At 65.3% G+C, this 19,164-nt stretch carries 22 protein-coding genes and 1 pseudogene; 10 read left to right on the top strand and 13 right to left on the bottom strand.

The features are described from left to right. Window positions 1–17: 17 nt before the first annotated feature. On the top strand, window positions 18–764 hold the full coding sequence (locus tag A5698_RS01715) for an SDR family oxidoreductase (RefSeq protein WP_068292493.1): 747 nt from the start codon (window positions 18–20) through the stop codon (window positions 762–764). A 93-nt stretch (window positions 765–857) separates the two neighbouring features. After that, window positions 858–1,613: an SseB family protein gene (locus A5698_RS01710; protein WP_068292487.1), complete on the top strand. Its 756-nt coding sequence runs from the start codon at window positions 858–860 to the stop codon at window positions 1,611–1,613. A gap of 54 nt (window positions 1,614–1,667) precedes the next feature. On the opposite strand, the gene A5698_RS01705 is transcribed toward A5698_RS01710, so the two are convergent. From A5698_RS01705 to A5698_RS01680, 6 genes are all read right to left on the bottom strand, one after another. Then, complete coding sequence (locus tag A5698_RS01705; RefSeq protein WP_068292484.1) at window positions 1,668–1,961, bottom strand: hypothetical protein; 294 nt, start codon at window positions 1,959–1,961, stop codon at window positions 1,668–1,670. 117 nt (window positions 1,962–2,078) lie between these two features. Continuing rightward, the gene (locus A5698_RS01700) at window positions 2,079–2,459 is read right to left on the bottom strand and encodes a hypothetical protein (RefSeq protein WP_068292480.1); all 381 of its coding nucleotides are present in this window, start codon (window positions 2,457–2,459) and stop codon (window positions 2,079–2,081) included. A 34-nt stretch (window positions 2,460–2,493) separates the two neighbouring features. Next, complete coding sequence (locus A5698_RS01695; protein ID WP_156670570.1) at window positions 2,494–2,895, bottom strand: hypothetical protein; 402 nt, start codon at window positions 2,893–2,895, stop codon at window positions 2,494–2,496. 46 nt (window positions 2,896–2,941) lie between these two features. After that, window positions 2,942–3,421 carry a hypothetical protein gene (locus A5698_RS01690; protein WP_068292473.1) on the bottom strand — a complete coding sequence of 160 codons (480 nt, stop codon included), beginning with the start codon at window positions 3,419–3,421 and terminating at the stop codon, window positions 2,942–2,944. Between the two features lie 4 nt (window positions 3,422–3,425). Next, window positions 3,426–5,165, bottom strand: a complete 1,740-nt coding sequence (locus A5698_RS01685) for a hypothetical protein (RefSeq protein ID WP_068292470.1) — start codon at window positions 5,163–5,165, stop codon at window positions 3,426–3,428. A gap of 9 nt (window positions 5,166–5,174) precedes the next feature. Then, window positions 5,175–5,492, bottom strand: a complete 318-nt coding sequence (locus A5698_RS01680) for a DUF6317 family protein (RefSeq protein WP_068292467.1) — start codon at window positions 5,490–5,492, stop codon at window positions 5,175–5,177. Between the two features lie 101 nt (window positions 5,493–5,593). On the opposite strand from A5698_RS01680, the gene A5698_RS01675 reads away from it, so the two are divergent. Continuing rightward, the gene (locus A5698_RS01675) at window positions 5,594–5,947 is read left to right on the top strand and encodes a Fe-S protein (RefSeq protein WP_068292464.1); all 354 of its coding nucleotides are present in this window, start codon (window positions 5,594–5,596) and stop codon (window positions 5,945–5,947) included. A gap of 1 nt (window position 5,948) precedes the next feature. On the opposite strand, the gene A5698_RS01670 is transcribed toward A5698_RS01675, so the two are convergent. Beyond that, window positions 5,949–6,965 (bottom strand): TIGR03617 family F420-dependent LLM class oxidoreductase, encoded by a 1,017-nt coding sequence (locus A5698_RS01670; protein ID WP_068292460.1) that lies wholly within the window; start codon window positions 6,963–6,965, stop codon window positions 5,949–5,951. A 179-nt stretch (window positions 6,966–7,144) separates the two neighbouring features. Here A5698_RS01670 and A5698_RS01665 point away from each other — a divergent pair, with 179 nt between their 5' ends. From A5698_RS01665 to A5698_RS01650, 4 genes are read left to right on the top strand one after another with little or no spacing between them, the layout of a single operon-like run. Then, the gene (locus A5698_RS01665) at window positions 7,145–9,538 is read left to right on the top strand and encodes a nitric-oxide reductase large subunit (protein WP_067090701.1); all 2,394 of its coding nucleotides are present in this window, start codon (window positions 7,145–7,147) and stop codon (window positions 9,536–9,538) included. Continuing rightward, window positions 9,535–10,179 carry a hypothetical protein gene (locus A5698_RS01660; protein ID WP_082964028.1) on the top strand — a complete coding sequence of 215 codons (645 nt, stop codon included), beginning with the start codon at window positions 9,535–9,537 and terminating at the stop codon, window positions 10,177–10,179. Before A5698_RS01665 ends, A5698_RS01660 begins: the two co-directional genes overlap by 4 nt. Next, a complete protein-coding gene (locus tag A5698_RS01655) occupies window positions 10,179–10,997 on the top strand; it encodes a slipin family protein (RefSeq protein ID WP_068292457.1) in 819 nt (272 codons plus the stop codon). Before A5698_RS01660 ends, A5698_RS01655 begins: the two co-directional genes overlap by 1 nt. Beyond that, entirely contained in the window at window positions 10,990–11,307 is a 318-nt protein-coding gene (locus tag A5698_RS01650; protein ID WP_067090706.1) for a hypothetical protein, read from the top strand. The genes A5698_RS01655 and A5698_RS01650 overlap by 8 nt, the downstream gene beginning before the upstream one ends. A gap of 7 nt (window positions 11,308–11,314) precedes the next feature. Here A5698_RS01650 and A5698_RS01645 read toward each other — a convergent pair whose 3' ends face one another. Next, a complete protein-coding gene (locus A5698_RS01645; protein ID WP_068292454.1) occupies window positions 11,315–12,343 on the bottom strand; it encodes a DUF2293 domain-containing protein in 1,029 nt (342 codons plus the stop codon). A gap of 120 nt (window positions 12,344–12,463) precedes the next feature. Further along, window positions 12,464–14,800 carry an AAA family ATPase gene (locus A5698_RS01640; protein WP_084792192.1) on the bottom strand — a complete coding sequence of 779 codons (2,337 nt, stop codon included), beginning with the start codon at window positions 14,798–14,800 and terminating at the stop codon, window positions 12,464–12,466. Window positions 14,801–14,973: 173 nt separating this feature from the next. Here A5698_RS01640 and A5698_RS01635 point away from each other — a divergent pair, with 173 nt between their 5' ends. Further along, the gene (locus tag A5698_RS01635) at window positions 14,974–15,201 is read left to right on the top strand and encodes an antitoxin (RefSeq protein WP_067287024.1); all 228 of its coding nucleotides are present in this window, start codon (window positions 14,974–14,976) and stop codon (window positions 15,199–15,201) included. A 2-nt stretch (window positions 15,202–15,203) separates the two neighbouring features. Then, window positions 15,204–15,599 carry a TA system VapC family ribonuclease toxin gene (locus A5698_RS01630; protein ID WP_286144273.1) on the top strand — a complete coding sequence of 132 codons (396 nt, stop codon included), beginning with the start codon at window positions 15,204–15,206 and terminating at the stop codon, window positions 15,597–15,599. Window positions 15,600–15,635: 36 nt separating this feature from the next. Here A5698_RS01630 and A5698_RS01625 read toward each other — a convergent pair whose 3' ends face one another. The 3 genes from A5698_RS01625 to A5698_RS01615 form a co-directional block, all read right to left on the bottom strand. Continuing rightward, complete coding sequence (locus A5698_RS01625) at window positions 15,636–17,000, bottom strand: flavin monoamine oxidase family protein (protein WP_068292448.1); 1,365 nt, start codon at window positions 16,998–17,000, stop codon at window positions 15,636–15,638. Window positions 17,001–17,179: 179 nt separating this feature from the next. Continuing rightward, window positions 17,180–17,545 carry a hypothetical protein gene (locus A5698_RS01620; RefSeq protein ID WP_068292443.1) on the bottom strand — a complete coding sequence of 122 codons (366 nt, stop codon included), beginning with the start codon at window positions 17,543–17,545 and terminating at the stop codon, window positions 17,180–17,182. 39 nt (window positions 17,546–17,584) lie between these two features. Then, complete coding sequence (locus A5698_RS01615) at window positions 17,585–18,451, bottom strand: formylglycine-generating enzyme family protein (protein WP_068292440.1); 867 nt, start codon at window positions 18,449–18,451, stop codon at window positions 17,585–17,587. Between the two features lie 67 nt (window positions 18,452–18,518). Between A5698_RS01615 and A5698_RS01610 the strand changes: the two genes are divergently transcribed. Further along, window positions 18,519–18,941 carry a nitroreductase family deazaflavin-dependent oxidoreductase gene (locus A5698_RS01610; protein WP_068292436.1) on the top strand — a complete coding sequence of 141 codons (423 nt, stop codon included), beginning with the start codon at window positions 18,519–18,521 and terminating at the stop codon, window positions 18,939–18,941. A 3-nt stretch (window positions 18,942–18,944) separates the two neighbouring features. Here the strand turns inward: A5698_RS01610 and A5698_RS01605 are convergent. Further along, window positions 18,945–19,164, bottom strand: a pseudogene (locus tag A5698_RS01605) (MetQ/NlpA family ABC transporter substrate-binding protein); the annotation flags it as partial.

The raw sequence follows: 19,164 nt of genomic DNA, 5'->3' as shown, positions 1-19,164 counted from the left end.
CTGCCAGGAGGCTTGATATGAGTGCAGCACCGCTCGCCGGACGCCGAGCATTGGTCACGGGAGGATCGCGCGGAATCGGCGCTGAGATCGTTCGGCGATTGAGTGCTGACGGCGCGGCCGTCGCGTTCACCTATTCGGCGTCGGCCGCGAATGCCGAGGGTCTGGTCGCCGAACTGGCCGGCAGCGGCGCGACAGTGGTGGCCATCCAAGCGGACGCCGCCGACGGCGCGCAGAGTGCCGCCGCCGTCGAGCGTGCTGTCGACGATCTCGGCGGGCTGGACATCGTGGTGAACAATGCCGGTGTCGCGCACATCGCGCCGATCGACGACTTCCCAGCAGAAGAGTTCGAGCGTCTCGTGGCGATCAACATCGGCAGTACCTACTGGACGACGCGGACGGCGATCAAGCATCTGGGTGAGGGTGCCCGCATCATCAACATCGGCAGCATCAACGCCGACCGGATCCCCGGTCCCGGGTTGTCGGTGTACGGCTTGACCAAGGGCGCGATGTCGTCGTTCACCCGCGGGCTCGCGCGTGACCTCGGTGACCGCGGCATCACCGTCAACAACGTGCAGCCGGGGCCGATCAACACCGACGCAAACCCTGACCACGGCGACTTCGCCGAGAGCCTGAAAGCCGTTACGACGCAGCGACGTTACGGACACACCAGGGACGTCGCTTCACTGGTCGCGTTCCTGGCCGGTCCCGAGTCCGGATACATCACCGGCGCGAATTTGAACGTCGATGGCGGCTTCACCGTCTGACTCAGTGATAGGCGTTGTCTGATCGACCGTTGTGTACCTCCGGCGCCGCGAGTGGTTTCATGCATGAGGGGTTTCGATGGTGATCGAAGGAGCATGACTCTCGTCGACAATGCGACGGTTCGTCGAGCGGTCGAGCGTTTCGCGGCTCAACCCGACCAGCGAGGTGTCCTCGACGTACTTCGGTCGTGCATGTACGGCGAATTGCTCTTCGACATCACGGGGTCCGACGAGCCCCAGGACGGTTCGTTCACTGCCGGAGCATCGCTCCAGTTCCGCGGCGGTGCGGGGCCCGACGGCGGCCGGGCACTTTATGTGTTCACCGGGCAGGACGAGGTCGCACGCCTCTACCCTCCGGGCACTCGCACCCAGACGATGGCCACGCCGGCGAGCGGTGCGCTGAGTTTCGCGCAGAGCCGAAAGGACGCTTGGCTCTATATTGATCCTGCAGGTCCGACCTGTTCGCTGTCGGCGGCGGACATCGATTTCGCGCTGGGCAACCCGAACAATGAGCCGTTGAAAGCGGCGCTCGCCGCATTGGATGCCGGAGACGCTGACAGGGAGGACGTCCTGAGTGTTCTGCTGACGGAGGGGCCGTTGCTGCTGGGCGCCGACGGGAACTCCGTACCGGGCAAAAAGTTGATTCGATCAATGACTCTGGGTGACGGCTCAACTGCGCTGGTCGGCTTCACCAGCGCTCCCGAGGTCGCCGCGCACAACGCGTTCGATGGGGTCGGTGCTTTCACCACGCTCAGAGTGTTGGACATGATTCGCAAGAATGGGCACGGCGGAATCGTCATCAATCCGGCGGGTCCGTCAATTACCTTCTCGGCAGCCGAGATTGGCGGCTGACTTGGCAAAGTTTCCAGGTGCTTGGGTTGACCGATAACCGCCGCTGATCAGAAATCAGCGGAGCTGCCAGCCGACGCACCGACCGATTTCGAATAGGGCTTCGGGCGAGAGCTCAGGATGAAGGCGACTAAACCTTCCAATGATGTCGTTGACACCTTCGGCCAGTGTCTTTGTTCCCCATTCGATAGAAACTGCAGCCGCTTCTCGGACGAGGGCGACCACCTGGTCCGCAATTACGCTGCCTTCAGCTTCTCCGTAGCGATCGATAAGCTTCTGCCGGTCGATCGCGGGCACCGCTGAATCACTGATACTGAGGATGACCGCTTCGTTGATGTTGTCGGCGGCCATTGAGTTTTCGGTCATTGTCGCTGACGCTCCATCCATAGGTTTCTGCCGCTGTAAGCCTCGAGACATCTCATGCGGGAACGCGCAAATCACCGTCTCAGAACACCGGCGTGGGCCGCTTCAAAGCTTTCGGTGATCAGGTCTCGAACCCAACGCAGTTGTGTGGGTGTCCGTCTTGGGTTCGAAGCTGACCGATTCAACCAATTCTTCGAGAGACTTCTCAGGCATGGCGGCGAATTTAGTGAGGTACCGCCAGCTGAGCGACCTGTCATGGGGCCCGAACTGGTTTGGCGCATTGAGTGGGGCGATCATGCAATTCACACTGCCGTGGCGCAACGACTGGTAGACCTGCATCTTGCAGTCGTCCGATCGGTAGTAGACAACGGCGCCCGGTATGCCGCCCTCGTCGACGCTGAGGTCGACGGCGTCGAGTTCGAAGCCGAGTTCACTCAACAGAGGGCCGACGATGAATTGGACCTGATCCGAGAACTCCTCGACCATCTGAATTTACCTCTCCGCCACGGGATGTGCTGATTTAGCTCTCGGACAACAGCGAATCTCTCGCATCATCGATATGGGCTTCTAGCAGGGCCTTCCGCCAATCCCACCAGGTATCGCTCCCTGCGTCTAACGACGGAGTTGCCAAACCATCATCAGATTCGCTGAGCGACAGAAGAAACTGCCATTCCTTGGACTCGTTGACGAGGCCGAACTCGTTCGGTGCGTCCAGCGGTGCGAGCAAGAACTCGACCCCGCCTTCTCGCGCCGACCAACAAATTTGAAGCTTGCAATCCGCGCCACGGTAGTAAACCGTCCACGCCGGTCGCTCTCCGTAAACGATGTCGGGCTCCGTTGCGACGAGGGTGAATCCGCGCCTCGACAGCACTGTCCCCAAGTGCTGCTCCACGTCATCGCATGGGCTTTTACCAACCGTCATTACCGATGCCTCGCCCGAATGCTTCTGTCCACGAAACACTACGCAATCACTCACTACCATCTTCCCCCGTCGGTCGACGTCCAGGGTCCTGGTCGTCGGCAGCGCTGTGCAGCGCGAGCACACCGGCCCGTGCTGCCTCGAAGTTCTGTGAGATCCGATCGCGAAGCCACGTCAGCCACTTCGTGTCTGATTCGAAGTTGGCGCGCTCGGCCTTCAGAAGTGGCACCAACTCTTCAAGCGGCAGATTTGGCCGCTCAACAAACTCAGTTAGATAGTGCCACAACGAAGACCGGTCGTATAAGCCATGTATATTCGGCGCTTCAACCGGAGCGATCATTGCATTGATCTCACGTTCGCGCGCCGACCAGTAGATCTGAAGCTTGCAATCATCCGATCGGTAGAAGACCGCGACGCCTTGGCGCCCACCCTCATCGACATTGTTGTCGACTGCATCTAGACGAAATCCGAGGCTGACCAACAGTGGGCCAACGATCGACTGCACTTCCTCTGAGAAGGTCTCTGTCATGGCATTAATCCTTTATCCACGAGTTTCCGACGCGTGTATAGCCGTATTTCGCCGCGTTCTCTATTAGAAACTCGATCTCCATCGCCGAGAAGGAGCCCTGTCGCTCCAGCACGACGTCCTCTAACGAGGAGTACCTGCTGCCTAGGATGTATTCGATCCGTGGGATTCCGTTCTCTAGCTGGGTGCGGAGGAACTCTGCATTGACCTGCCAGCCTAGGTCCGTTGTCTGCTGCTTTGTCAGTCCGTTCGACATGGCATCCCAGGTCGCGTCACCCGTATCGAAATAAATTCCGCCGTTGTTCCTCGCCTCCCCGATATAGCCGCCATCTTGACCGTCCCACTGGCCCAGCACTACGCGATTCGCGGCGCCTATCTCCGGGCTCGGGCTCGGCATGTGATGGGTGGAAATGGCAGCGAGTTCTCGAGCGAGATCTGCTGTCGGGCTTCCGTTTATGAACGCTTCGTTGAGATTCGACGCAACAAGGGGCGCATCTGGTGAGTAGCCCGAATCGCCCAGCGGCAGGGGTGGATGGCTCGTCGCAACTGGCGCATCGTGATGACTCGGAAGATCAGCGAGCGGCGTCGGGTGCTCGACTCCGTGTGTGTGACTTGGCATGTCGATGACATCGTCGGGTATGGCAGCGCGGGCCGCGAGAGCGGCTTCGCCGCCGCCGAACACCGCGCCTGGTGCGGTCAAAGCAGTACTGCCAGCGACCTCGCCCAGGTAGTGCCCGGGGTATTTCGTCAGGTGCTCGAGGTCCTCCTTCACCGAGTCGATCGGGTGCGTCACCCGTTGCCAGGTGCCCTTGGCCAAGTCGGTCCACGACTCTTTCAGGTCGTCCCACCCGTTCGCCCCGATGAGGTTCTTGATGCTCTCTTCGGTGCCGAACCAACCGTCGGCGAAGCCGTCTTCGAAGCTCGGTTTCGGCACTGGTTTGGCTTCGGGCGTCTTGCCGACGGGTAGTGGTTTCTGCGCTGCGGCGACCATCGCGTCGAGCCGCTGCTCGATCTGCTCAGGCGGGACCCCGTCGCGCAGCATCGTCTCGCGCGCGAGCGTCTTGAACTCCTCGACCTTACCGGGTCCAACGGCACCGGGCGCCGCCGGTTGACCGGGCTCGGCAATCCGATCCAGTGCTTCATCGAGATTGCGCGGTGTCCGCGACGCGTCGTCGGGCTTCGTTTCGTCCTGCGGCTCGCCAGCCGAAGGCAGCAACATTTCCTCCAGCGAGCCAGCCGTTTTCACCACTCGTTCATCGCTGGCCGTGGTGATCGCACCGGCCAGTTCGGTGTCGATTCGCTCACCGTCGGCGAGGGCGTCGGCGATGCGCCCCTGAAGGTCGGCGACCTTGGCCGCCACCTGCGCGGCGTACTCCTCCGTCATGTGACTCGTATCTGGCGGAATCACCTGATTGGTGGACTCGTCGATGCCCACCGCCGGTTGCCTCGCGGCATCGTCGAGGATGCGCTTGATCGTCTCGGCGAGCACCTCGGCGTCGTGCTGGACGCGTTGCATCCTGCTCGCCGCCACACCGAGATGGTCGGCCACCGCTTCGTGGTCGGCCGCCGTGGCCGTCATCGCCGACTTGGCCGCCTGCGCGCCCTGGCCCTCCCAGGTCGACACCGTGATCAGCGAACGGTAGAACTCAGCCGAACCGGTGTGATTGTCCGCGGCCTCTTGTGCTGCCTTGGCTAGATCTGCGATCTCGGGAGGCCACTCCTTGAGCTCCCCGAGGTTCAGCGTCATGCCCGTACCTCACATCGCAGAGCCGGCGTCCTCTACCGCCTCGGCGCCGCCGGCGTCAGTGCGCACATAACTGTCCGCCGCCTGGCGATGTCCCTGCCCGTGCTTGGCGAAGTCCTTGGCGAACCGCGCCCCGTCGGCCTCCCAAGCAGCCAACATCTTCGGCAACGCGGCAGCAGCGGACCCCGATCCGAGTGCAGCATTGCCCGCCCGTGAATGCGCGGATTGATGCGCCGACCGAAACGCGCTCGCCTGGTCGTCGAGCCGGTCTGCGGCCATGCGCAGCTCGGTCGGATCGACCTTGAGCGGGTCGTTCGAGTCAGACACCATGCCCCCTATTCAGCGCTAGCCGAACACTAACACCGCCCGGCCGACCCCCCGCGCAGCAAATTTCCGTTCAGGCCCCGCCCACCACGCGCTAAGCTCTCCCCATGGAGCTACTACGCAACGTAGTTGTACTGCTGCACATCGTCGGCTTTGCGATCACGTTCGGCGGCTGGGCCGCCGAGGCCCTGGCCCAGCGCTTCCGCACCACCCGCGCCATGGACTACGGCCTACTGCTCTCGCTTCTCACCGGTCTCGCCCTCGCCGCGCCGTGGCCCGCCGGCATCGAGCTCAACTACCCGAAGATCGGCATCAAGCTCGTCATCCTCGTGATCCTCGGCGGACTGCTCGGCATGGGCAGCGCCCGTCAGAAGCGTACGGGCAATCCCATCCCGCGAGCGATGTTCTGGTCGATCGGCGTCCTGTCCTTCGCCGCCGCGGCCATCGCGGTGCTGTGGTGAATCAGCGCTGCGAAATCTGCTGCGCCACCTCGCCGTAACGTTCGAACTGCTCCGGATCCGCCAGCGCGTTGTACAACACCACGCGTGAGGCCACCGGGCCGTACTTCTCGATCAGCGCGTCCGCCAATCCATCCCACGTCGACTCCGTCGCGAACTTCGCGATGTGGTCGTCGGTGATCTGCTCGGCCATGCCCTTGTAATCGCCGCCCTTCTGCTTCTCCCGGATCCGCGCCGTCGTGCCCTCGAATCCCGCCTCGTCCCAGATGAAGGCATAGTTCGGTGTGCTGCCGTAGAAGCTCATGCTCGTGCGCACCAGCTCCTTCTCTCGATGGCGCTCCTCGTCGGTGTCACCGACGATCGTCATCACCGGCACGATCACCGCGATGTCGTCGACCGAGCGGCCCGACTTCTCCGCTCCCTCGGCTAGATTCGGCATCACATACCTTTCGATGTACCCCGGTTCGCCGAGCGGGTGCACGTGAATCCCGTCGGCGACCTCACCGGCCATCCTCAGCATCCACGGGTTCACCGCCGCCACATCGACCTTCGGGTCCGGCGCATCGATCGGCCCCGCACTCCACTGCGGCGTGATGAAGTCCAGGCTGTAGAAGTCGCCCCGGTGCTCCAGCTTGCCCGTCCGGAACGCGTGGAAGCACGCCTTCACCGCCAGCACGTAATCGCGCAACCGCGGACCCGGGCGCTCGAACTCCATGCCGTACCGCCGCACCACATGAGTGCGCACCTGCGTGCCCAACCCCAGGCGAAACCGTCCGCCCGACGCCTCCTGCAACTCCCACGCCGTCGCCGCCGTCACGAACGGGCTGCGCGGAAACGCCACTGCGACCCCCGTCGACAGCTCCAACCCCGGCGCCGCCTCCGCCGCCACTGCGGCGTTCATATACGGCGTGCGCCCGGTCTCAGTGAACAGCAATCCGGAGAATCCCGCATCCTGCGTCCGTCGGGCCAGATCGCCGATTTCGAGCAGCGGTTGCGGGGTTGTCATCGCGTCGACGTGCACAATCGCACCCTACGCTCAACGAGGTCCCGGCCGACGCCGCCGCGTAACGCGACTTCGGCGAACCTTCCCTCAACTACGAACCCACGCCAAGTTTCGGAACCTCCACCAATCTCGCGACGCATTTCGTTACGTTGGCCACGACGCTGCCAATGTGGATCCGTCTCCCCGGGGGTGTGGCAATGACAGAGCAGTTTCTCGAGCCCGCGCCGAGCAAGGCCGAACTCGCAATCTCGAAAGGCTGGGTCCAGGGCGTCGCGCTGGTCATGGTGTTCGGCTTCCTGATCATGGGCATGTTGGCCGCCAGAACCTATTCGGACTCGATGCCGCTGCCACAGCGCGTCGTCGGTCCGGACGGCCAGACGCTGTTCACCGAGCAGCAGATCACCGCGGGCCAGCAGATCTTCCTGCGTCGCGGTCTGCAGCAGTACGGCTCGGTGATGGGCCATGGCGGTTACCTCGGTCCCGACTACACCGCCGAGTACCTGCGGCTCTCCGCCGACCACGTCGGCCAGCAACTGCGCGACTCCGGTGCACAGGACCCGACGGCGGCCGTCGTCGAGATGATGCGGACCAACCGCTACGACGAGGAAACCGGCACACTGCAGTTCACCGCCGAGCAGGTGAGCGCGTTCGAGAAGATCCGCGCCTACTACGCCGACTATTTCGGCACCGACTCGACCGAGCACGGATTGATTCCGCAGGTCATCACGGATCCGCAGGAAATCGGTGACCTCACGGCCTTCTTCAGCTGGACCGCATGGGCCAGCGCGGCCGAGCGCGCGGGTCACTCCTACTCCTACACCAACAACTGGCCCCCCGAAAAGCGAGTTGACAACACACCCACGGCCGACATCCTGGTCTGGTCGGCGATGTCCCTGATCGCGCTGTTGGCCGGGCTCGGTGCGCTGTTCGCGCTCTACGGCCGGTGGAGTCGCAAGATCGGTTGGCACGCAACCGAAACGCCGTCACTCGCATTCCGTCAGCCGGGCGAGGTGGCGATCACGCCGTCGCAGAAGGCGACCGCATGGTTCTTCCTTGTCGTCGCGGTGCTCTTCCTCGCCCAGGCGATACTGGGCGGTGCGATCGAGCATTACCGCGCGGAACTGAGCAACTTCTTCGGCTTCGATCTCGCCCAGATCCTGCCGTTCAACCTGGCGCGAACCTGGCATGTGCAACTGTCGCTGCTGTGGACGGCCGCGTCGTTCCTCGCCGCGGGCATCTTCCTGGCGCCGATCATCTCCGGCCGTGAACCACGCCGGCAGTCGTGGCTGACCTACGGGCTGCTCGGCGCGTTGTTCGTCGTCGTCGCCGGCACCCTGACCGGCACCGCGCTGAGCACCTTCGGTGTGGACTGGGCGAAGGGCTCGATCTTCTTCGACCAGCAGTGGGAATACCTTGACCTGCCGCGGTTCTGGCAGATCCTGCTCGTCGTCGGCCTGTTCCTGTGGATGGCGATCATCTTCCGCGCGATCCGGTCGCGGCTGAAAACCGAGAGCAAGCTGAACATGCCGTGGCTGTTCTTCTACGCAGGCTTGGCCATCCCCGCGTTCTACGCGGTCGGCATGCTCGCCGGCACGGAGACGCATCTGACCGTCGCCGAGTTCTGGCGGTTCTGGGTGGTGCACCTGTGGGTCGAGGACTTCCTCGAACTGTTCACCACGGTCATGGTCGCCTACATCTTCGTGATGCTGGGCGTCGTGCGACGCAAGATCGCCATCCAGCTGATCTTCCTCGACGTCATCCTCTACTCGGTGGGCGGCGTGATCGGGACGATGCACCACCTGTACTTCTCCGGAACACCGGTGGAGCACATGGCCCTCGGCGCGTTCTTCTCCGCGCTGGAGGTGATCCCGCTGACGTTCCTGACCGTCGAGGCGTGGACGTTCCTGCAGTTGGGTTCGCGGCAGCAGTCGCGCAGCAGCGCGCCGTTCCCGCACCGGTGGGCGGTGATGTTCCTGGTCGCGGTCGGCTTCTGGAACTTCGTCGGCGCAGGCATTTTCGGCTTCTTGATCAACCTGCCGATCGTGTCCTACTACCAGATCGGCACCGCGCTGACCGCGAACCACGCGCACGGCGCGATGATGGGCGTCTACGGCATGCTCGCCGTCGGGTTGGCGCTGTTCGCGCTGCGCTACATCATCCCGCCGCAACGCTGGCCGGACAAGCTGGCCAAGCTGTCGTTCTGGTCGCTGAACATCGGGTTGGCGTGGATGGTGTTCGCCACGCTGCTGCCGCTCGGCGTCCTGCAGCTGTGGCACTCGGTGAACGACGGCTATTACGAAGCAAGGACTTTGGGCTACATCACCCAGTCGGGCAATGTGGTCCTGGAGTGGTTGCGCATGCCAGGGGACTTCCTGTTCATCCTCGGCGGCGTGTTGCCGTTCCTCTGGATCGCCTGGCTGGGCGTGCGTTACGGGATCAAGGCGACGACGCACACACTGCCCGCCGAGACGTTGTTCGTCGAAGAGCACGCCCATGCGGAGGAGGACCGGACCGGGTTGGCGGTGCCGGGCCGTAGCCGCTACGCCTCCGACCGCCGGGTGGCTCCCGATGAGGGCGGTGACGGACCGTGATCGCCGGCATCGGGATCGACGCGTGGCTGACGATCGGATACGCCGCCGCGCTGGTGCTCGTCGCCTACGGCATCGATACGTTTGCGCGGCGCGCGGCGGCCAAGGTCGAGGGATACCGGACGGGTGGGTTCGTCTACCACGAGGACCACGACGCGTGGCGGTGTCCGCAGGATCAGTGGTTGTGGCCCACCTCGTTTGATCCCGACAACCGGGTGATGCGCTACCGGGGCACCCCGACGGTGTGCAACGCCTGCCCGGTCAAGCACACGTGCACGTCGTCGCACGACGGGCGCGAGGTGAGCCGGGCGATCGACAGTTGGCCGGCGTCGGAGGCGGCGCGGTTCCACCGCGGAATCGCGTGCGCCGTCGGTGTCATCGCGCTCATCCTGCCGCTCGCGACGGCGTTGACGGCCGATACCGCGCCGGAGGCGCTGCTGCTACTGGGGTCCGCCGCCGCCGCCGGTGTGTTGACGTTGCCGCTGTGGTCGCACCTGCGCCGCACCCGTGCTGTGCCGGACGGAGTCGTGTTCCACAGTCTCGACGAGAATCTCGAGGAACGAAAGCGGCTGGCCGAAGCGGAGATTCGTCGTCGCAGCTCGTACGCATCCGACCGGCGCAGTGAGCCGCGGGAGGTGCGCTGATGAACGCGTGGTCGGTGGTTGGCATCTTCTTCGCGATCGTGCTGGTCGGGCTGGCGGTCGCGTCGATCCGCATCGTCAAGGAGTACGAACGCGGTGTCGCGTTTCGGCTCGGGCGGCTGCGCGGACCGCTCGGTCCCGGCATCGTGGTCGTGTTGCCCGGCATCGACAAGCTCGTGCGGGTCGATCTGCGGACAGTGACGCTGACCATTCCGCCGCAGGAGGTGATCACCCGCGACAATGTGACCGCCCGCGTCAACGCCGTCGTGCTGTTCCGGGTCACGGATCCGACGAAATCGGTGATGGCCGTTGAGAATTTCGCGGTCGCCACGTCACAGATCGCGCAGACGACACTGCGCTCGGTGGTCGGGCGTGCGGACCTCGACACACTGCTCGCGCACCGCGCCGACCTCAACGAGGACCTCGCCGCCTCGATCGCGACGCAGACCGAGCCGTGGGGGATCAGGGTCGAGGTCGTCGAGATCAAGGACGTCGAGATCCCCGAGATGATGCAGCGGGCCATGGCGCGCGAGGCCGAGGCGGAGCGGGAGCGCCGCGCCAAGGTGATCAGCGCACACGGCGAGTTGCAGGCGTCGGCGGAACTGCGCGATGCCGCGATCACCCTCAGCGAGAGCCCGGCCTCGCTGCAGCTGCGTTATCTGCAAACGTTGCTCGAACTCGGCGCCGACCAGAACTCCACCGTCGTCTTCCCGATCCCGATGGACATCGTGCGCCCGTTCCTCGAAGGCTCGCGGTCCAATCCGGCCAGCGGTCCCAGCGACACGGTTCCCCACATCAGGAGGGTGAAATCCGATGAGTGACAGCGTATCCGACCCGGCTGCGGTCGGTGAGCCCGGCGGTGTCGCCGACGACGGCCGCCCCGTCGTCCTCGAGCCGACCCCTCCGGGGCTTTGGCGGACCTTGCTGGGCACGGCGGTCGCGGTGCTGGCGCCGCTGTTCGGCTTCCTTGTCGGCGGGATGTTCGGTGCGGGGATGGTCGGGGAGTCGGTTGATCCGATGTTCCTGTCGTTGTTCACCGGCATCGTGATCGGTGGCATCGGTGTACTGGTCGCGATCTCCGGAGGGGCCCGACTGTGGCGGCACTTGCACCGGCAGGACGAATCGGTATAGCGGTCCGCTATCTGTCGAGCATGGTGACACCGTCGCGCCATGCGTTGAGGACGGCCTCGACGCGGTCGAACACTTCGGCACGCGCCGACTCACGGTCGACACCCGCCATCAGCAGGTCGTCATAGTCGGTATCGAGGTGGCGGACGGACGCGACGACCGCGAGGCGGACGGCGTCGGGATCCAGGTTCCGCGCTGCGGCGCTTCTCCCTACCCTGCGGCTGCCGCGGGCCGCGGCGTGCAGGGCGATCGCCTCCGCGCGGTCGGGAGGACACCCGGGAAACCGCTTGCGGATGGCGGCGGCGAACTCGCCTTGGAAGCGCACGTCTTCATCGGCGCGACGAACCCGGTCGCGATCTCTGCGACGAGCGCGGATATCAGCGTCCGACAAGCACTCGCGCGCGGCCTGTTCGATCGCCGCCGGCTCAGCCAGAATGCCCTGTCGCTCATAGCGATATCGGCGTTGATTCCACCGCACGACGACGGCGGAGAGCCGACTGGCCTTCTTCGCGCGGCGGGACAGCGCGGCATCGCCCGAAGGTAGGAACTCGAGGTGGCCGAGGTCCGCGCAGTCCAGGCACAGCGCACCCTTGCTGCCCTTGAGGAAGAAGTCGCCGCCTTCGCCGCACGATGTGCACTCCCATGCGTGATCCGCCGAGATCACACTGATGTCCCGGAAACGGCGCGGCTGGGGTCGCTCCGGCTCGACATGGCCCGGTGTCGCCCAATGTATGCGGTACAAATCTTCGATGTCGGGATCACCCTCGGCCGTGAACATCAGGTCGCCGTAGTGGCCCTCACGTCGTTCGAGGCCACGCTCTTCGGCCCACTGCCGCAACGCTTCCGCGGCTTCGATGACCTTGCCCTGGCTGACTTGGACAGATCGGTCGAGCGACGGAACACGGCCCCGAACCCACCGCTCGATGTTCGGTTGCGCGAGCCAGCCTAGACCCACGAGGACATCAACCGGGCGGACTGCGCCGCGCTCGGCCAGCACCGCATCTGCCGCCCGGGCGACGCGCGTCTTCACGTTCACCATGAGCCGACGTTACTTCCCGGGGCTGACACCGTCATGCCCCGCGCCATCGCTTCCGGTGTGATCGACGAGGTACACGCGATCGCCACACAGTTGCGGACATGGTGCGCCTGAGACTCGAAATCAACGACCGGCCAACCACGCGAAGAACTCCTCGGCGGTGAACACCGCCTTGCCGTACTCCTGCGCTTTACGCGCCTTGCCCGACTGCGTGCCGGCCTCGGCCGTCACCAGCACCTCGCACCGCGTCTTGGTCACCGACCGCACCGGCGTCAGACCGGCCCTCGCGGCCATCCGCTCGATCTCGTCACGCTCTACCACCCGGCCGGTGAGGTCCAAAGCCGTTCCGGTGAAACAGATCCGAGCACCTGGCACGAGCGCCTCTTCGATGTCATGGCGGCCCACCAATTCCGCGTCGCTCACCACATCGACGCCCAGCAGCGCCGATGCCGCACGCAGCCGCGCGATCACCTCGTCGGGAAGCGGCGTGCGCGAAGCAGCCACGCGCAGCTGATCGGCCACCACCGACCGTGCCGCCGCGTCCCATGATGAGTCGAGGTCTCGCTGCACCGTCGCACCCAGCAGCACCGCTCCCACGTCACGGCTGATCCGTAACAGTGCGGACAAGCCCGGCAGATGCTCGGCCTTCGGGGTCGGCACGTCCGGGTCGCGGCTGACCAGCAGACCCGAAACCGATTCTCCCGGTTCGGGTTCCTCGAACGCTGTCGAGCCCGCTTGGACGTCCGCCGACGCATCGGCCTGCAACGCCGAGCTAGCCTGCTCTAAAGCCGTCCGTCCCGATATGCGGGCTCCGCGCAATTCGACGCCCAGCGGCATGGGCGTGACGTGACCCAGGCGTTTGAGCTCGAAGTCGATGAGCCCCAGCGTCTCGTCCACGCTTGGTCCGACCGGTGTACACCCCACCAGCATCGGCGCGATCACCGCCCAGGCTTCGCGCAGGGTCGGCGCCAGTAGAACATCGGAAACACTGATGCCGTACGCGTTTCGCGCGTCGGCCAGATCGCGCTGCGGGTTGACCAGCGTCGAGACCGCGGTGCCGTCGTCGAACGCCACCGCCAGCTCCACCGGTCGCGGACGCGACATCCGACCTTCCTCTCCGACGGTCAGGATGCCGATGGCGCAGTACTTGCGCGCCGTGGCTCCGCTGATCGAGGTACGCAGGAACCGCGCGATACGTCGGTCGGTCTTCAGATCTTTCGGCAGCACAGGGCGTTTGAGCACCAGGCCGGCCAATGACGTACAGCGGCTCAACGCGACATACAACTGTCCCGTGGAGAACATGCCGCCGGTCAGGTCGACGACCACCCGCTCCAACGTCTGTCCTTGACTCTTGTGAATCGTGATCGCCCACGCCAGCTTGAACGGCAGCTGGGTGAACGTCCCGATCACCTCGCGCCGCAGGGCGCCGCCGTCGATCACCGGGCGCGTCGCCTCCCACGTGAACGGCGTGACCTCCGCGTACGAGCTGTCGGCGAACTCGACCTCGACGACGACGCCGTAGCGGTCATAACCCACACCCACCACGCGCCCGATCGAACCGTTGACCCAGCGGTCGCCCTGATCGTTGTTGAGCATCATCACCTGGGCGCCGACCTTGAATCGCAGCTCGTCCTCGATCGGCTTGTCGAACAGCGACAGATCGCCAGATTCCCGAGCACGGTTCATCATCTCGTCGCCGTGGAGGCGCTCGAGGTGCTGACGGTTGCGCGCGGTCACCAGCCGATTGGTGGGAGCCAACGTGAGCCAGAACTCGTCGTCGGGCGGCACGAAGTCCTTGTCGGCTCGGGCATTGAGCTGCTCCTGGGCGTGCCCGAGCAGAACGCCCTCACGAATCTCGTTGAGTATGGCGGTCATTCGGTCATCGCCGAGCTGGCGGAACACCGTGGTCAACGAGACGGTGGGGAAGTCCTTGCGGGCGAACTTGCGTGCGGAGAAGAAGTACGGGGTTTCGTAGACCGTCGAGAAGTAGCCCTCTTCGCCGTCGCCAACGACCGGCGGCAGCTGGTACAGGTCGCCGACGAGGACGATCTGCACCCCGCCGAACGGTTCTCCCGGCACGGGCCCGAACCGCTCGAGCGCCGTGGCCACCATGTCGAAGACGTCGGCGCGAACCATCGACGCCTCGTCGATGATCAGCGTCTGCAGCGATGCCAGCGTCTTGGCGAACCGGCCCGGCCGATAGTCGCCGCCGGTGACATCGGCCAGCGTCGTCGTAGTGCGGAAGCCGAACAGCCGGTGGATGGTGTAGCCGTCGACGTTGAGCGCCGCAATCCCGGTCGGCGCGACCACCACCACGTTGCGGTCGGTGTCGGCCATGAACTGCCGGATCAACGTCGACTTACCGGTTCCCGCCTTGCCCGTCAGGAACAGATGCCGGCCTCCGGCCAGGAGCGCCAACGCCTTGCGGAACTCGTCCGTGAGGATCAGATCCCCGCTCACGGGTCGCCACAGTACCCGCGGATCGTCGACAGACGCGACGGCTATCCACAGCTCCCAATTTCTCGGTGCCGGGGGCCCTGGCTGCCTGCTCGCGTTGAGAGAACCTCATGCGCGGCCGGCCTGACCACAAAGACGCATCAACGCATCATGATGCAGTGATGCTAAACTGTGGCATGCGTACGACCGTCGATCTCCCTGATGAGCTGCATAAACAGGCGATGGCGATCGCCCGCGACACCGGTCGGACCTTCAGTCAGGCAGTCGCGGATCTGATGAGGCGGGGTTTGGCAACCCACGGCGCGGCATCGATCAGCACGGACCCCCGGACGGGTCTGCCGGTTGTCAGCGTGGGAACACTGGTGACGTCCGAAGACGTGCGTTCGTTGGAGGACGAGGAGTGACGATGCTGCTCGATGCGAACGTGCTCGTGGCGCTCGTCGTCTCCGACCACGTTCACCACGACGCGTGCGCCGACTGGCTGGCCGGATCAAAGACGGCATTCGCGACCTGTCCGATCACCGAAGGCAGCCTGATCAGGTTTCTGGTCCGGGCTGGTCAGCCGGCGGCCTCCGCGCGCGATGTCATCAGGGCACTGGCGGCAGCGGACCGCCATGAGTTCTGGCCAGATACCGTCTCCTACGGGGAGGTCGACGCCACGGGCATAATCGGCCACCGTCAAGTGACGGACGCCTACCTGGCTCAGCTCGCGAGAAGTCGTGGCGCGCAATTGGCGACCCTCGATGTCGGCCTGGCGAATCTGCATCGCGATGTAGCCGTCCTGATATCCGATGCGCGCTGATAGGTCATTGGCCGGGTCCGTCCGACGGGCGTCCGTTCAGGCCATCGCCATCGCTTCGCGCTCGATGACCTCCGCGGCCGCCCGCTCGCCGGAGCGCACGGCCCCGTCGATGAACCCGTACATCACCGCCGAGGTCTCGGTGCCAGCCCAGTGGATGCGCCCGCACGGCTCGCGGAGCGCCGGGCCGAACTCGGTCAGCACGCCTGGGGGAGTGTGGGCGATCATCCCGCCGCCGGAGTACCGTTCGACGGTCCAGTTCTGCTCGACGTAGTCAACCGGCGAAAGCGCCTTGTCGCCAAACCTTTCCGCAACGGCGCCGAGCACGGCACTCCTGCGCTCGTCGTCGCCGAGGCTGGTCAGTCGCCGCGCCTCCGGCCCCTCGGTGATGACGGTCAACATGCCTGGGGATCCGGTGTCGGTGCACGAGTCGATCGTCAGGTTCGCCGGCGACCCCGGACCGAACGACTGTCCCGACAGGCCTTCGGCACGCCAGAACGGTTCGTCGAACACCAGGGCGATCTTGTAGACCGCCCCACCCGGCATCCGCTGGTGCAGGAACGAGCGATCCGCGGGAAGCATTGGCTCGTAGAAGATCTGGCTCGCTATCGAGATCGGTACCGCGATGATCGCTCGGCGCGCGTTGACCACCATGTCCTCGGAGCGCACGATCACCCCGTCGGTGTTCTGCTCGATGCTGCGCACCGGCTGCGACAGGTGGATGACGTCGCCGAGTTCCGCCGCGACCGCACGGTGAATCGCGCCCATGCCGCCGACCGGCCGTGCATCCTCGGCCGCGTCCTTGACACCGAGCACGAAGCTCGGGCCGCCGGCCGACGCCATCTGGTAGAGCACGAACAGCAGCGAAACCTCCGACGCCGCAGACGTATACAGCCCGGCTACGGCGCTTTCCAGCAGTTCGCGGGCGGGCTTGGATAGCGTGTTTCGGTCCAGCCACCCCGCCCAGGTGGTCTGGTCCCACTTCTGCGCCTTGCGCGCGGTCCACGGTGCCTCTACTGGAATCGCCTTGCACATCTGCGTCAGCTCGAGGAAGACCGTGCCGATGTTGGCGACGGCCCACGGGCTCATCGACAACGGGATCGTCCCGGTGTAGCGATATTTCTTTCCGTCGACGAACATCATCGCGTCGCCCTCGGTGTACTGCTTGTAGCTCGGCACCCCGAATTCCTTCATCAGCGCGTAGATCGCGTCCTGCCCGGGGCCGATCCATGCGCCGCCGCGGTCGATCCACGAACCGTCGTCGCGCACCTCGGTGAAGGTGCGGCCACCCACGCGGTCGCGGGCCTCCAGCAGCGCCACCGAGTGACCCGCTTGCTTCAGGCGCAGTGCCGCGGTCAGGCCGGCGAACCCGGCACCCACGACGCAAAAGTCCACGTCTGCCATGAGCAGCCCCTTCGATCGAATTGCGCGGGGCCGGACGGCCGGGTGCAAGCCTCGGCGCGCCCTCAGGCGGACGCGAAGGCACCTAGACTCAACGCCTGATTATCGGCCCTGTCAATAAACCGTTGCGTCGGCAAAGGTTTCGCGGCTGTGGGGAGACGGGGCACCGGCGGGCGCGTGATTCAGACTGCGTCAACGATGTTGTTGCCCACTGGTTTCCGGGCTAATGGCACGACGCGTAAGCCCTCGTACGCCGCGCGCACCAGCTGTTCGTCGGTGAACCGCGGTCGATCCAGATGCGCACCCGGAATCAGCAACGCGATTTCGTCGCGCAGCGCCCACAACATGCTCCGCGGAGGCGCCTGTACCAGGAACCGGAGCCGCTCGGTCGCCGACTCTTCGCGAACTCGGCGGATGACGTCGAGGACCGCCGTCTCGACCGAATCCGCACGCACGCTGCCGGTCCAGCGATGCTCGTCCGAGCAGGCCGAATAGCGGATCGCGGATCCGCGGGGACGGGCCAAGGCGACGGCGACCGAAGTAGTCATGGCCGGAACTGTATGTGCGGGGTCCGACAAGTCGATCTGTCAGGCGGCGCAGCGGAATCCGATGTGCGTGGTCGCGCTGTCCTGCGACTGGGATGACCGGGCGGCGGGCCGGTAGCGATGGCAGTACTCGGGTGCGCACAGGTGCGAGCCGCCCTTGAGCGTCTGGAACTTCGACGGGTCACCGGTCGGCGGCGCACAACAGCCCGACTTCTGGGGCCGATGCCGCGGTGAGTACGGCGTCGTCGTCCACTCCCAGACGTTGCCGATCATGTCGACCAGACCAAATCCGTTGGGCGGGAACGTGCCCACCGGTGACGTGCCGGCCCAACCCAGCGCGCCGTCGTTGCGGTACGGGAAGCGGCCTTGCCAGGTGTTGGCCATCAGGCGTCCGTCGGGCTGTGCGTCGTCGCCCCACGCGTAGCGGGAGTGCGATCCGGCTCGGGCCGCGTACTCCCATTGCGCTTCGGTGGGCAGGCGGCGGCCTGCCCAGGCGGCGTAGGCCGCGGCGTCCGGGTAGGCCACCTGCACGACGGGGTGGTCGGGGCGGTCGTCGATCGACGACCCGGGCCCGAACGGATGGCGCCAGCTGGCGCCCGGCATCCAGGTCCACCACTGCCGCCAGTCGCGAAGGTCGACCGGGCCGCTGGCGGGACGGAAGACGAGCGCACCGGGAACGAGGTCGTCGGGCGAGGCGCCCGGATAGGCGGCGGGATCGAGCTCCTGTTCGGCGAGGGTGACGTAGCCGGTATCGGCGACGAACTCCGCGAACTGCGCATTGGTGACCGGATGGCGCTCGATCGAGAACGCCTCGACCGTCACCTCGTGGACGGGCGCCTCCTCCGGATAGAAGTCGACCGATCCCATCCGGAAGGTGCCCGCGGGCAACTCGATCAGCTCGGTCAGCACCCCATCAGGCTAGGCGCAGCGAACGATCTCGTGACGCGAAGGCCCGTTCACGTGCCACGATGAGGCAATGAGCGACGACATGGCCGCCGAGCGCGACTTCAACGAACGCAACATCGAGGAATTCCGCCGCAACGGCGGCAAGGTCGGCGGACAGTTCGAGGGGTTCCCGCTACTGCTGCTCACTTCGACCGGCGCCAAGAGCGGAGCGCAGCGTGTCAATCCGGTCGCGTATTTCGACATCGACGGCCGCATCTTCATCGTCGGCTCCGCGGCCGGCCGCGAGGCCAGCCCCGGCTGGGTGTTCAACCTGCGCGCCAACCCGACCGCGTCCGTCGAGATCGGCACCGACCCGCCGAGAGAGGTCACCGCCCGCGAGCTTCCGCGCGACGAGCGCGACCGGATCTACCGCGTCGTCGTGGAGCGCGCGCCCGGGTTCGGCGAGTACCAGCAGCGCACCGACCGCATCATCCCGGTGTTCGAGCTCGCTTAGCCGCTACAGGGGCAGCAGGATGTTCTTGACGCTCGGATCGGTGGCCAGGAACTGCTGCACCGCAGGGTCTTTGAATGTCTCGACCAGCTTCTTTATGTTGTCGGTGTCCGCCCACCGGCTGCCGATCGTCAGTTGGCCGGCGAACTCGTCCGGTGCGGGCGGCGCGAAGATCTGGTACTGCAGCGGCACTTTCGCCGCCAAGTAGTACTCCGTATACCCGACG

The sequence above is a fragment of the Mycobacterium sp. E136 genome, from assembly GCF_001666865.1.
Lineage (GTDB): Bacteria > Actinomycetota > Actinomycetes > Mycobacteriales > Mycobacteriaceae > Mycobacterium.
Note: the sequence above shows the minus strand (reverse complement) of the source record. Positions and strands in the feature narration are given on the sequence as shown.

Coding starts and splice junctions, on each gene's coding strand:
- A5698_RS01645 (WP_068292454.1), bottom strand. CDS start 12,343: ATGGTGAACGTGAAGACGCGCGTCGCCCGGGCGGCAGATGCGGTGCTG.
- A5698_RS01625 (WP_068292448.1), bottom strand. CDS start 17,000: ATGGCAGACGTGGACTTTTGCGTCGTGGGTGCCGGGTTCGCCGGCCTG.
- A5698_RS01655 (WP_068292457.1), top strand. CDS start 10,179: ATGAACGCGTGGTCGGTGGTTGGCATCTTCTTCGCGATCGTGCTGGTC.
- A5698_RS01620 (WP_068292443.1), bottom strand. CDS start 17,545: ATGACTACTTCGGTCGCCGTCGCCTTGGCCCGTCCCCGCGGATCCGCG.
- A5698_RS01710 (WP_068292487.1), top strand. CDS start 858: ATGACTCTCGTCGACAATGCGACGGTTCGTCGAGCGGTCGAGCGTTTC.
- A5698_RS01690 (WP_068292473.1), bottom strand. CDS start 3,421: ATGACAGAGACCTTCTCAGAGGAAGTGCAGTCGATCGTTGGCCCACTG.
- A5698_RS01695 (WP_156670570.1), bottom strand. CDS start 2,895: ATGACGGTTGGTAAAAGCCCATGCGATGACGTGGAGCAGCACTTGGGG.
- A5698_RS01705 (WP_068292484.1), bottom strand. CDS start 1,961: ATGGCCGCCGACAACATCAACGAAGCGGTCATCCTCAGTATCAGTGAT.
- A5698_RS01685 (WP_068292470.1), bottom strand. CDS start 5,165: ATGACGCTGAACCTCGGGGAGCTCAAGGAGTGGCCTCCCGAGATCGCA.
- A5698_RS01635 (WP_067287024.1), top strand. CDS start 14,974: ATGCGTACGACCGTCGATCTCCCTGATGAGCTGCATAAACAGGCGATG.
- A5698_RS01680 (WP_068292467.1), bottom strand. CDS start 5,492: ATGGTGTCTGACTCGAACGACCCGCTCAAGGTCGATCCGACCGAGCTG.
- A5698_RS01630 (WP_286144273.1), top strand. CDS start 15,204: ATGCTGCTCGATGCGAACGTGCTCGTGGCGCTCGTCGTCTCCGACCAC.
- A5698_RS01675 (WP_068292464.1), top strand. CDS start 5,594: ATGGAGCTACTACGCAACGTAGTTGTACTGCTGCACATCGTCGGCTTT.
- A5698_RS01610 (WP_068292436.1), top strand. CDS start 18,519: ATGAGCGACGACATGGCCGCCGAGCGCGACTTCAACGAACGCAACATC.
- A5698_RS01650 (WP_067090706.1), top strand. CDS start 10,990: ATGAGTGACAGCGTATCCGACCCGGCTGCGGTCGGTGAGCCCGGCGGT.
- A5698_RS01715 (WP_068292493.1), top strand. CDS start 18: ATGAGTGCAGCACCGCTCGCCGGACGCCGAGCATTGGTCACGGGAGGA.
- A5698_RS01665 (WP_067090701.1), top strand. CDS start 7,145: ATGACAGAGCAGTTTCTCGAGCCCGCGCCGAGCAAGGCCGAACTCGCA.
- A5698_RS01700 (WP_068292480.1), bottom strand. CDS start 2,459: ATGGTCGAGGAGTTCTCGGATCAGGTCCAATTCATCGTCGGCCCTCTG.